Genomic DNA, 11,792 nt, shown 5'->3' on the forward strand with positions numbered 1-11,792 from the left:
ATGCACAGCAGCCCCCCGCCGCGTCCACCTCACCGCAAGCCGTTCTGGCGCCGCTTTGTGCGCGGCCTGTGGGAGTGGCCGCTGGCGGCGCTGATCCTGTTCGAGGAATGGGGCTGGGAGCCGCTGCAACGCGCGATGGCGCGCATCGGCCAGTGGCCGGGCTTCCGCTGGATTGGCCGCTGGATCGAGTCGTTGCCGCCGTATGGCGCGCTGGCGCTGTTTGCGCTGCCCACGCTGGCCTTGCTGCCGGTCAAGCTGCTGGCGCTGTTTGCCATCAGTCGCGGCCATGCGCTGCTGGGCACGCTGGTCATCGTCGCGGCCAAGGTGGCCGGCACGGCCATCGTCGCGCGCCTGTTCACGCTGACCCAGCCGGCGCTGATGCGCCTGGCTTGGTTCGCCCGCAACTACGCACGCTGGACCGTGTTCAAGGAGCGCCTGTTGGCCCAGGTGCGCGCCTCGCGCCCGTGGCGCGCGGCGCGGGTCGTCAAGCGCCGAATGGGCCGTTGGGTGCGGCTGCTCAAGCGCTGGCTGAGCCGCGACTGAGCAGGCCTTGATCGGGCGCCTCAGTTGACCCAATAGAGGTAGCGCAATGCGGCCATGCCGCCGGCCTCGCTGGCCGTGCGGTCCAGGCGCGTGGACAGATTGCTCAGCGGGTGCGTGGCGTCCACAGTGCGGCAGGATTGGTTGTTGAGCGCCGGCATCCGGTCGAATCCCACGCGTGTGCCCACTGGTGGCGGTGACTTGAACAGCCGTGCCACGTCCAGCCCCTGGCCCGCCGGGCACACCGGCGCGGTGCTGGCCAGCAGGCCGCGGCCGCCGCGCGTGGTTGGCAGCAGGTGCCGGCCCTGCCACACGGCGTCCAGTTCCTGCAGCAGCGCGCGCCAGGTCTCGAAATCGGCGGCGGTGATCGGGATGGGAAACACGCTGCTCTTCTGCCGTGGGTTGGCCACCCATTCGTGCTCGTCGTCGGTCTCGGCCAGCACGCTGCGGCGCAGTTGCTCGGAGGTCGCCAGGCCGGCGGCGATCAGGCCGTGCGCGCTGCGCAGCAAGGCCGGGCGACTCAGCACCAGCTCGCCGTGGTCGGTGTCGAAGTCAAACGCGCGCACGGTTGTCAGCAGGCCTTCGAGGAACTGGTGGTACGACAGCGCCCACAGCACGTCGCTCTGGTCCAGGCGGATCAGCGCGTTGGCGTCGAACTCGCGCCGGTAGCGGTCCTCGTCGTTGTCCGGCAGCCGCGGTTGCGAAGCGCCGTCATGCGGCCGCGGCAGCGCGAAGAACCAGGTCTCCCAGGCCTCCTGCTGGCCGTTGCCGTTCAGGTCCAGTTGCCACTGGCCGGGCGCGATCAGCAAGGACGTGCGTTTGCCCAACTGCACCCGCTGCAGTTGCAGGCGCGAGCGCCGCAGCTGCTCGCGCAGCTCGTCGACCTTGCGCGTGACCTCCGCCACCACCTGTTCCTTGCTCGGATGCGCCTTGTCCAGCATCGCCATGCCTTGCGTGCCCCAGGTGATCAGGTCGCGCACCTGGTCCACGTCGCGGCAGATCACCCAGGCCAGGCGGGCGTCGTCATTGGGCAGGCTGTCGGCGCTCTCAAGGAAACGAAGGGCCGCTCCCGAGTTTTCTTGGCCCCCTTGGGGGGCCTGACGCGCAGCGGCAGGTCTGGGGGCGCTCACAGGCATCTCGGCGCAGCTGCGCTGGAAACCGGCGGGCGTCGTGAGGTCCGGCGCCGATGGGGCTGCAGCAAAGGCCGTGGTGGCAGCGAGCAATGCGGCGGCCAGGATGGATTTCTTCACGCGGAGTCACGCCAGCAAGGCGTGCGGGAGTGGAACACCTCGCCAATCTAGGTGCGGCGCTGGCGGGCGCCGACGGGAATCGGCGTGGTATCGCCGCGCGCCACCGGCCGGCGCGGCATGCGCTACCTGTAGAGGGCCACCTCAGCCCTTCCAGCGGAACGGGAAGGCGACCTGCTTCCAGAAGCCGTCTGGCACGTAGTCGCCCAACACGCCGTACTGGCCCGGCCACGGCCGGTCAGACTTCACGGCAGTGCCGAAGATGTGGTCCAGGAACGCGAAGTGCGCCGCGTAGTTCTTGTCGATCGCCTCGTCGTCCTGGCTGTGGTGCCAGTGGTGGAAATTCGGCGTGACGATCAGGTAGCGCAGCGGCCCCAGCCGCACGCTCACGTTGGCATGGTTGAACACCGCCTGGAAGCCGACCACGACGATGTAGGCGTCGATCACTTCCTTGCTGAAACCCAGCACATAGATCGGCGCCAGCACCAGCGTGCGCGTGATCAGCAGCTCCAGGATGTGCTGGCGCGAGCCGGCCAGCCAATCCATGCTTTTCACGCTGTGGTGCACTGCATGCAGCCGCCACAGCAGCGGCACCTCGTGGTACGCGCGGTGGGTCCAGTACTGCACCAGGTCGGCCACCAGGATGATCAGGAACAGCGCCACCGGGAAGGGCAGCGATTCGACCCAGCCACGGATGCCATCCTTCGCCGCCCAGCCGAACAGCTTGTGCACCAGCAGGTTGGTCGCCAGCAGCACAAAGCCGACGACCAGGTGGTTGACGATGAAGTGGTGGAAGTCGGTCTGCCACTCGGCGCGGAAGACCGGCTGCTCGCGCCGCAGCGCAAACATTTTCTCGATGAAGACGAAGATCAGCGTCGAGCCCAGCAGGTCCAGGATGAACCAGTCCAGCCCGATGTAGGGCGTGTTGTCCGGGAAGTCGTTGACCGGCACCTTGTGCCCGCCCAGCAGCAGGCACAGGCCGACCAGCGCAAACGCGCTGAAAGCCAGCCAGCGTGCGCGGCCGAACAGGATGTTGAACAGCGCGATGCCGCCCGACACCGCCAGCGCCCCCAGCATGATCTGCCGGATCACCGCCACGTCGTACGACTGGCGCAACTGCGGCGTCGTCAGGTATTGCGGGAAGTGGAAGGCCAGCACGCCGAGGAAACACAGGATGGCCAGGCTCAGCGCAATCACGCCCGAGACCATGCCGGTGCCGCGCTGCAGCGCGCCATGCGAGGCGGCCAGCCGGTTCAGCTTGTCGAGATCTTCCAATGCAAACTCCCTTGGCGGCGCGCATCGGCGCCTGTGTTGTCGTGTCAGCGCGGCATGCTGCCAGCGGCGCTGGCAGGTGGCAATCCCACTTTCAGGCGGTGCGTCGCGTTGGCGGTGATGGATCAGGTGCTTCTTCACCAAGCTGGTTGCGAAGGCGAACTGACAGGCAAAATCTGTTTTGCCTGCTGGCAACAGTGCTGTGGGTTTCGCTTATTCAATGAGGCAGGGAGGTGGCTGTGAAGCCGAAAATTGTTCGACTGGCGTGTTGGGTTGTGCTGGCAGGCTTGGCTGCCTGTGGCGGAGGCGGTGGGGGCGACGCCGGAGGTGGTGGCGATACACGCACGACCAGCGGGCTGTTGCCCGCGGCTGTAACTCCTGGTGCGACGCTGGCGACCGATGCCAGCGTTTTCCGACCGATGCGGGACCAGGCGACCTGGACCTATCGTGGTAGTTACAAGGCCTTTTCGGGCGCTGACGCCACTGCCTACACCAACACCGTCACACAGAGCCTGACCGCTGCGGGCGAGGTTTCAGAGTCCAGCACCGATGATGCCCATGCGGGGTCCGCCAGCCAGACGGTGCAGATCAGTGCAGGCACCGTCGCGACGCCGGCCACGGTGGACTTCACGGGCCTGGGCAACGCGGAAGCACTCTCGCTTGTTGAACTCCGTTCTCCGGTCCGCCGGGGTGAGCAGTACACGGTGCTTGATCGGCACTACGCGACCAGTAACTACGACGGCGACCTTGACGGCAAGGCGGACGCGATGGATGTGGCCATATACGCCAGCGTGATCGGCAAGGAGTCGCTCTCCTTGCCCAACTTGCCGACCATGGACACGGTTCTCGTGGACACGACGGTGGTCAGTCGCCTGCAATACAGCAGCAACCAGCAGTTCTCGAACGTGGTCACGCTGACCCGCCAGGTCTGGTATGCCGCAGGCGTGGGGATTGTTCGTCAGCGCACCACGGGGCCGAATGCCGCGGGCAGCGGGATCGAGGAGGCCGATGAGCAGATCGCGAGCTGGGACGGGCTGGAGAGCGGGCTTGGCGCAATGGCGATCACGCCGACCTTCGTGCCGGACAGCAGTGCACTGTTTCCTGGTCAACGGCTCAGCGCGGGCATTGGCTTCCAGGCATTTGCCTTTGCGGATCATGCATTGCTGCTCACTTCCGCACCGGATGGGCTCACCCCCGGGGTCACGGCCAGCGAGCTGAACCTGCGAGGTGAAGTGACCGGCACGCGGCAACTCGACTTCATCAGCTCGCCAACCCCCTATCAGGCTGTTTTTGTCCAACATGCGGGTGGTTTGCTCTATCTGGCACAGGACGATCCGAATGCCGGCAGTCCTGTGGTCAAGGTCACCAAGCTGGATGCGCACGGCGCCGTCCAAGTGGCGGTGGGGAGCATCGCTATCGATCTGTCGGGAACAGTGTTCCAGCCAACCATCAAGAATCAATTCGCCGCTGCGGTGGATGGCAGCACGCTTTGGGTTATGTGGCCCCGCACCTGGGTGAACGTGGGTGTGGGCTTCGTGAACGACCTGGTGCTTCAGGCCTTCGACTTCAACGGCCAGCCGCTGGCGCCTGAGCAACTCCTGATGCGCGCTTCAGGCTCTGACTTCTTCTTGATCTCGGGCCTCTCCGCAGGCCATGGGTCGGCGTTGGCGACCTGGATGCGCACGACGGGTGGCGTCAAAGAACTGATGATGACCAGCGCCAGCGTCACCGCAGGTGCCAGCAGCGTGAGCCTGGCTGGAGGCTTCTCCGACGGAGCCGCCCTCGTGGCGCCGTTCAGTCTGGCGGATGGTGGAGCCCTGTTGTGGCCTCAGTTGCCATTCACGACTGGCGTGACGGGGGTCGGGGGCCTTCGACTTGACTCGAATTTCAGCCCGGTGCGTTCGACCGCTAATCTGGGCGACGAGCGCATCGCGTCAATCGCCGCTTACCGGGCCGCTCGTGCGCTGGACAACCGGGTGGTGCTGCTCGGGGACGTGTCGTTGGAGCTGCTATGGCCCGACTCTGCCGACACGGACCTGGTGGCCCAACTGCATTGGATGGATACCAGCGCCGCAGCGCTGGCTTCGACCCCCGTGTCCACCGTCAGGTTCGCGTCGCCAAAGTACGCCGTGCAATTGGTTTTCCCGGACCGGGTATTGGTGATCGGTACTGCGATGCCACCCGGATACTACGAGGGGCTGGCCACCTCCGTGGTCTGGCTGAACCGAGGTACGAGTCTCCCCTGACCATGCGCGACATGCACCGATGGGTGCATGTCGCGTTCAGTCCTTGGCCGGCGCGCTGATCAGCCCGATGCTGCTCTCCGCCGTGCCCAGCAGGCCGACGCGGCTGTAGATGCCCAGCTTGGCGCGGGTGTCTGAGATGTCCAGGTTGCGCATGGTCAGCTGGCCGATGCGGTCGGCCGGGGTGAACGGCGCGTCCTCGACCTTTTCCATCGACAGCCGCTCGGGCGCGTAGGTCAGGTTCGGGCTGTCGGTGTTCATGATCGAGTAGTCGTTGCCGCGGCGCAGTTCCAGCGTCACTTCGCCGGTGACCGCACGCGCCACCCAGCGCTGGGCCGACTCGCGCATCATCATGCACTGAGGGTCGAACCAGCGGCCCTGGTAGAGCAGGCGGCCGAGCTTGCGGCCGTTCATGCGGTACTGCTCGATCGTGTCTTCGTTGTGGATGCCGGTCACCAGGCGCTCGTAGGCGATGTGCAGCAGCGCCATGCCCGGGGCTTCGTAGATGCCGCGGCTCTTGGCCTCGATGATGCGGTTCTCGATCTGGTCGCACATGCCCAGGCCGTGGCGCCCGCCGATGCGGTTGGCTTCCTCGAACAGCGCGACGGCGCTGGCGAACTGCACGCCGTTGAGCGCCACCGGCACGCCTTCCTCGAAGCGCACCGTGACCTGCTCGGCCTTGACCGCCACGTCCTCGCGCCAGAAAGCCACGCCCATGATGGGCTTGACGATCTGCATGCCGGCGCTCAGGAACTCCAGGTCCTTGGCCTCGTGCGTGGCGCCCAGCATGTTGGAGTCGGTGCTGTAGGCCTTCTCCACGCTCATCTTGTAGTCGAAGCCGTTGGCAATGAGGTATTCGCTCATCTCCTTGCGGCCGCCCAGCTCGTCGATGAAGGTCTGGTCCAGCCAGGGCTTGTAGATCTTCAGCGCGGGGTTGACCAAGAGGCCGTAGCGGTAGAAGCGCTCGATGTCGTTGCCCTTGTAGGTTGAGCCGTCGCCCCAGAGGTTGACGCCGTCTTCCTTCATCGCGGCCACTAGCATCGTGCCGGTGACGGCGCGGCCCAGCGGCGTGGTGTTGAAGTAGGTCGCGCCGCCGGTGGAGATGTGGAAGGCGCCGGACTGGATCGCCGCAATGCCTTCGTTGACCAGCTGCGTGCGGCAGTCGATCAGGCGGGCGATGTCGGCACCGTAGGCCAGCGCCTTGCGCGGGATCTCGTCGTAGTCGCTCTCGTCGGGCTGGCCCAGGTTGGCCGTGTAGGCGCAGGGAATGGCGCCCTTGGCGCGCATCCAGTGCACCGCGGCGCTGGTGTCCAGGCCACCGGAGAAGGCGATGCCGACGCGCTCGCCAGAGGGAAGTTTTTGCAGGATGGTGGCGGACACGGCAGGGCTCTTTCCAGGCAGACCAAAAGTCGGAACCCACGATTTTAAGGCGACCGCTGCGGGCCGCTGCAGAGTTCCCTGTTTCACAGATCTTTGCCATCGGCAACGCACTGCAGCGAAATGACCCGGCGACAGTGAAGGCAGTCCGCCTTCCCGTTGCCCAAAGAGTTGTCCATGCCCTTGCCGTCCCGTCTCCGTTCCAGTCCTGTCTCCGCCGCCGAGCCGGCCCTGCCCACGCGCCGCCGCGTGCTGCAAGCCGCAGCCGGCATCGTCGCTGGCGGCAGCCTGCTGGCGCTGCAAGCCTGCGGCGGTGCCGACGATGGCGACACCGCTTCGCTGCGCCTGGTCAACGCCACGGTCGACTTCGAGACCGCCAGGCTGCAGGTTGACGGCAGCACCGTGATCTCGTCGCTCGCCTATGGCGGAACGACCAGCGACTACGTCAGCATCGACAGCGGCAGCCGCGCGCTCGCGCTGTTTTCGACCAGCGGCACCACGGGCCCGTCGACCGCCTACAGCTTCAATGCCGACACCTACAACACCGTGATCGCCTACGGCACGCTGAGCGCCGGCATGGCCTTTCGGCGCATCGAGGAGTCCAACTCGGCCCCGTCCAGCGGCTACTTCAATGTGCGCCTGCTGCACGCCGCGCCGCTGCTGGACGGGCTGGACCTGTACATCAGCAACACCAGTAGCCTGGCCGACCTGACGCCCACTGCGACCATCTCCGCCATCGGCAACCTGGGCGATTTCGTCGCCGTCGAGGCCGGCACTTACCGCGTGCGCCTCACGCCCACTGGCGACCACAGCACCGTGCTGTTCGACTCCGGCTCTGACACTTCGTCCCGCATCACCTTCAGCAGCGAGCTCATCGTCACGCTGGCCATCGTGCCGCGCAGCAGCGGCTCGCTGCCGGACATCACCGCGCTGCCTGAGAAGCTGGCCGCTGGCGTGCTCAGCAACTCGCTGGCTTGATGGACAGCGCGCCGCGTGGCGCATCCCGGCGCTGCGCATGCAGCACGTCCAGCTCACCGCGCAGCGTGGCCAGCATCGCCTGTTGGGCCGGCTCGCGGTAGAATAGGTTGTGGCTCTCGAACGGCACCATGCGGCCGTCGGGCAGCGCCATGTGGATGCAGCTTTTCTTCAGCGCCCGGATGTCCAGCCCGCGCGCGTCCATGAACTGCACGATCAGCACGCGAAACACGTGCCGGTAGTCTAGGCCCTGCGGCGCGCTGATCTGCGGCAGGCAGCACATCAGCTCCGACAGGCAGCTGGCCTGTGACTGCGGCGAATGGTTGGTCGAGAACAGCCGGAAGACCTGGTCCTTCAGCGCCGGGTCGCGCTCGAAGACGATGGTGTTGCTGGCGGCCTCCACCAGCGCGGCCGGGTCCAGGAAACGCGTGAGCGGCTGCAGCTCGCCGCCCGGCGTGGCCCGCAGCGCATAGGCCATCGCCAGCGTGTCCGGGTTGCAGGGTACCGGCAGCACGTCTTCCAGCGTGAACAGGCCGGACTGCTCGGCAATGCGGCGGCGGATCTCGCTGACCGTCAGCCGGTGCCTGGCCGCGTCATAGCCTTCGACCCGGCCGGCGTCCTGCACCGGCTGCAGCGTTACGCCGCGCACGCAGGGCTGTGCCGCCGCGAAGCGGATCACCTCGCCGATCTCCTCGTCGTTCACGCCGCGCTTGACCGTCATCACCAGCGTGGTGGACAGGCCCACTTCGTTGAGCCGCGCCAGTGCCTGCGTGCGGATGCGCCGCAGGTCGGCGCCGCGCAGGTCCAGCAGCGGCGCGCGCTGCAGCGAGTCGAACTGCAGGTAGACCTCGAAGGCCGGCGCGTAGCTCGCCAGCCGCTCTGCAAAGCCCGGCTCTTCTGCGATGCGGATGCCGTTGGTGTTGAGCATCAGGTGGCGGATGGGCCGCGCCCGCGCTGCGTCCAGCACCTCGAAGAACTGCGGGTGCAGCGTGGGCTCGCCGCCGCTGATCTGCACCACGTCGGCCTCGCCTTCGCTGGCGATCACCGCGTCCAGCATGGCGTTCACTTCGGCCATCGAGCGGTGCGTCAGCCGCTCCGGGCCGGAGCTGGCGTAGCAGGTCGGGCAGCGCAGGTTGCAGTGGTCGGTGATCTCCACCACCGACAGGCAGCTGTGCTGCATGTGATCCGGGCACAGGCCGCAGTCGTACGGGCAACCGTGGCGCATCTCGGTGGCAAAGCGCTGCGGCATCTCCGGCGCCTTCACGTAGACCTCGCGGCACTGGCGGTAGTAGGCCGCATCGTCGGCCACCAGCACCCGCTCGGTGCCATGCACCGGGCACCACTTGTCCATGAACACCTGATCGTCCTTGATCAGGATCTTGGCTTCGACCTGGCGCAGGCAGGTGGTGCAGACCGATTGGGTGGTGTCGTAGAACAGCCAGGGGCGGGTCTTGCGGGTCATGGGTTCGGGCCGCGATCGACCGCCTCGGATGGCCGTGCTGCGGATGGGCGCAACAGTTGCCGGATATTGCGGATGCTGGCGGCAACGATCAGGAAGCCGATGCCGCTGGCGACGAAACAGAAAAGCGCGAACGAGTTGCCGCCGTTCCATCCAAACTGACGCACGATGGAGATGCCGGCCCAGGTGCCCCAAACCCCGCAGGTGCCGAAGCCCAGGACAGTGGCCGTGAGCGAAAGCAGGGTGACGACGCGCAACACCCGCGTCAGCCCTGCCGGCCGGAGTGTCGCTTGGACGATCACCAACGCGACGATCACCACAATGACTAGGGCCGCGATCAGACCGGTCATGAGTTTTGCACCTGTTCCGAGCTTGGCGGCACATCGCTCTGCCCGATGGCGGAGTGACAAGTCCGCCACAGCGCCCAGCCGCTGATCGCGAGGCCCACAAGGCAGACCCATTGGATGCCGGACAGGCCGCCAGGGTAGGCGATGCGCACCGGTTTGAGCGCATCGCCGAGCAGGCGCCAGAGCAGGTACCCGCTTGCAAACAGTTTGAAATGCAAGCCCTCGGGAGCCCGGGCAGGCCAGCGCGGCGCGGCCATTCGGCGCAATCCGCCCCAGGCTGCTAGAAACAGCATCTCGTAGATGGCGCTGGGATGTCTCGGCCGACCGTCACCCAGGTCCAGCCCCCAGGGCACGGTTGTTGGCAGGCCGTAGGTGTCGTCATGCAGGCCGGCGAGCAGGCAGCCGATTCGGCCGATGCCCAGGCCCCACAGCAAAGGCGTCACCATGGCGTCGCCGGTCGAACGCGTCTGACCGGAGAACCACTTGGCCAATTCGACGCCCAGCCAACCGCCGAGCAATCCGCCCACCATGCTTTGCCCCGGCCACAAGGGCTCTCCTTGCCAAATGCGCATGGCGATGTCCGGACGCTCGATTAGGAACACGAGCTTGTTCCCCAGACCAGCCCCTATCAGCAGGCCCAACAGCACGGCGAAGCGTCCCGGTGCCAGTAGGCCATGCGATCCGTTGTCCGATTGGGTTTTTCGGACGGAGCGTCGCCAAAGCGTGGCACCCGCCGCCATTCCGAGCCATTCGAACAGGGCGTGAACGGCCGCGGCCAGAGGTGGGTCTTGGATCACTGAGCGAGCCTTGAAGCCTCGCGTCGGCGACGCAGCCAGCGCAACACGCTCCAGCAGGCGCCCACGCCCAACACGCCTATGCCAAGGGATGCGTACGGGAGCATCCCGATGAACTCGGACTCGCCGGGATGCGCGCTTCGCAAGTCAAGCAGGCTGAATACACCACCGCAGGTGCCCATCAAGGCAAATGCGAGCAGCGCGAGGACCAACAAGCCACGAATCAAGACCAGCCCCACGTGTTCGACCGATGCATTCTGTTGGGCACGCGTCTTCACGATTCAATCCTTGCTGGCCAGCAGCAGTTGCGCCACGCGCGCTTGCAACGCATCCATCTGAACTTGCTCTGGCGCCTGAGCCGGTGCCGCCACCAGGCCCACCGGGCTGAACAGCCCACGGCGGAAGGGCTTGACCATCGCGGTGCCGCCTTCCACACGCGAGAAGAAAGAGCCCCAGAGGTTGGTCAGCGCCATCGGCACGACAGGCACCGGGCGGCGCTCCAGGATCTTCATCAGCCCGCCCTTGAAGGGCTGCAGCGTGCCGTCGCGGGTGATGCCGCCTTCGGGGAAGATGCCCAGCAGTTCGCCGTCGGCCAGCACGGCGTCCGCAGCGTCGAAGGCGGCTTCGTAGGCGGCCGGGTCTTCGGCGCGTGGGGCGATGGGAATCGCCTTGGCCAGCTTGAACAGCCAGCCCAGCACCGGGATCTTGAAGATGCGGTGGTCCATCAGGAAGCGGATCGGGCGCGGGCTGGCGGCCATCAGCAGCACCGGGTCGATGAAGCTCACGTGGTTGCAGACCAGCACCGCGGCGCCGGTGGCCGGAATGTGGCGCGTGCCCTGCAGCCGGAAGCGGTAGACGACATGCGACAGCACCCAGGCGATGAAGCGCAGCAGGTACTCGGGCACGACCAGGAAGATCCACAACGCGACCACCGCGTTGGCCACCGCCAGCAGGCCGAAGACCTGTGGCACCGTGAACCCGGCCGCGAGCAGCGCGCCGACGATCAGGCTGCTGGCGATCATGAACAAGGCGTTCAGGATGTTGTTGGCCGCGATGATGCGGGCCCGGTGGCTGGCTGGCGAGCGCAGCTGGATCAGCGCATACATCGGCACGCTGTAAAGGCCTGCGAACAGCGAGAGCAGGAACAGGTCCGCCAGCACGCGCCAGTGCGCCGGCTCGGCAATGAAGCTGCCCAGGCCGTACTGCAGCGCCGGGGCCACGAGCGAGGACGAAGACCACCACAGGTCGCCCGCGAAGACCGTCATGCCAATGGCGCCCAGCGGCACCAGGCCGATCTCCACATGCTCGCGGCTCAACGTCTCGCACAGCAGCGAGCCCATGCCCACGCCCACAGAAAACACCACCAGCAGCAGCGAGGCCACGTGCTCGTCGCCATGCAGCACGTCTTTCGCGAAGACCGGGAACTGCGACAGGAACACCGCGCCGAAGAACCACAGCCACGAGATGCCCAGCAGCGAGCGGAACACCGCCAGGTGGCCGTGCGCCAGCTTCAGGTTGGCCCAGGTCTCAGAGACAGG

The 11,792-nt window shown here is 66.6% G+C and carries 11 protein-coding genes; 3 read left to right on the forward strand and 8 right to left on the reverse strand.

The window, feature by feature from the left end:
• A partial coding sequence (locus FKP22_RS09430; RefSeq protein WP_170200822.1) for a hypothetical protein occupies positions 1–543 on the forward strand: 543 nt, incomplete at its 5' end.
• A 20-nt stretch (positions 544–563) separates the two neighbouring features.
• Here FKP22_RS09430 and FKP22_RS09435 read toward each other — a convergent pair.
• The gene (locus tag FKP22_RS09435; protein WP_141287241.1) at positions 564–1,790 is read right to left on the reverse strand and encodes a hypothetical protein; all 1,227 of its coding nucleotides are present in this window, start codon (positions 1,788–1,790) and stop codon (positions 564–566) included.
• A gap of 141 nt (positions 1,791–1,931) precedes the next feature.
• Entirely contained in the window at positions 1,932–3,062 is a 1,131-nt protein-coding gene (locus tag FKP22_RS09440) for a sterol desaturase family protein (protein ID WP_141287242.1), read from the reverse strand.
• A 230-nt stretch (positions 3,063–3,292) separates the two neighbouring features.
• Here FKP22_RS09440 and FKP22_RS09445 point away from each other — a divergent pair, with 230 nt between their 5' ends.
• On the forward strand, positions 3,293–5,305 hold the full coding sequence (locus FKP22_RS09445; protein ID WP_141287243.1) for a hypothetical protein: 2,013 nt from the start codon (positions 3,293–3,295) through the stop codon (positions 5,303–5,305).
• Positions 5,306–5,341: 36 nt separating this feature from the next.
• Here the strand turns inward: FKP22_RS09445 and argG are convergent, their stop codons facing one another.
• Complete coding sequence (argG, locus tag FKP22_RS09450) at positions 5,342–6,682, reverse strand: argininosuccinate synthase (RefSeq protein ID WP_141287244.1); 1,341 nt, start codon at positions 6,680–6,682, stop codon at positions 5,342–5,344.
• Between the two features lie 174 nt (positions 6,683–6,856).
• Here argG and FKP22_RS09455 point away from each other — a divergent pair, with 174 nt between their 5' ends.
• The gene (locus FKP22_RS09455) at positions 6,857–7,657 is read left to right on the forward strand and encodes a DUF4397 domain-containing protein (RefSeq protein ID WP_141287245.1); all 801 of its coding nucleotides are present in this window, start codon (positions 6,857–6,859) and stop codon (positions 7,655–7,657) included.
• Here FKP22_RS09455 and FKP22_RS09460 read toward each other — a convergent pair.
• From FKP22_RS09460 to FKP22_RS09480, 5 genes are all read right to left on the reverse strand, one after another.
• Positions 7,638–9,116: a radical SAM protein gene (locus FKP22_RS09460; protein WP_141287246.1), complete on the reverse strand. Its 1,479-nt coding sequence runs from the start codon at positions 9,114–9,116 to the stop codon at positions 7,638–7,640. The two genes, FKP22_RS09455 and FKP22_RS09460, sit on opposite strands and share 20 nt — an antisense overlap.
• A complete protein-coding gene (locus FKP22_RS09465; protein ID WP_141287247.1) occupies positions 9,113–9,463 on the reverse strand; it encodes a hypothetical protein in 351 nt (116 codons plus the stop codon). Before FKP22_RS09465 ends, FKP22_RS09460 begins: the two co-directional genes overlap by 4 nt.
• Positions 9,460–10,257 carry a prolipoprotein diacylglyceryl transferase family protein gene (locus FKP22_RS09470; protein WP_141287248.1) on the reverse strand — a complete coding sequence of 266 codons (798 nt, stop codon included), beginning with the start codon at positions 10,255–10,257 and terminating at the stop codon, positions 9,460–9,462. Before FKP22_RS09470 ends, FKP22_RS09465 begins: the two co-directional genes overlap by 4 nt.
• Complete coding sequence (locus tag FKP22_RS09475; RefSeq protein ID WP_141287249.1) at positions 10,254–10,532, reverse strand: hypothetical protein; 279 nt, start codon at positions 10,530–10,532, stop codon at positions 10,254–10,256. Before FKP22_RS09475 ends, FKP22_RS09470 begins: the two co-directional genes overlap by 4 nt.
• A gap of 3 nt (positions 10,533–10,535) precedes the next feature.
• On the reverse strand, positions 10,536–11,792 hold a 1,257-nt coding region (locus FKP22_RS09480), incomplete at its 5' end, for a 1-acyl-sn-glycerol-3-phosphate acyltransferase (protein ID WP_211361352.1).

This window comes from Ideonella azotifigens, assembly GCF_006519715.1.
GTDB classification, from domain to species: domain Bacteria; phylum Pseudomonadota; class Gammaproteobacteria; order Burkholderiales; family Burkholderiaceae_C; genus Ideonella; species Ideonella azotifigens.

Bases quoted from the DNA above. Each gene is read 5' to 3' on its own strand.
- FKP22_RS09460 (WP_141287246.1), bottom strand. From the start codon at position 9,116: ATGACCCGCAAGACCCGCCCCTGGCTGTTCTACGACACCACCCAATCG.
- FKP22_RS09465 (WP_141287247.1), bottom strand. From the start codon at position 9,463: ATGACCGGTCTGATCGCGGCCCTAGTCATTGTGGTGATCGTCGCGTTG.
- FKP22_RS09455 (WP_141287245.1), top strand. From the start codon at position 6,857: ATGCCCTTGCCGTCCCGTCTCCGTTCCAGTCCTGTCTCCGCCGCCGAG.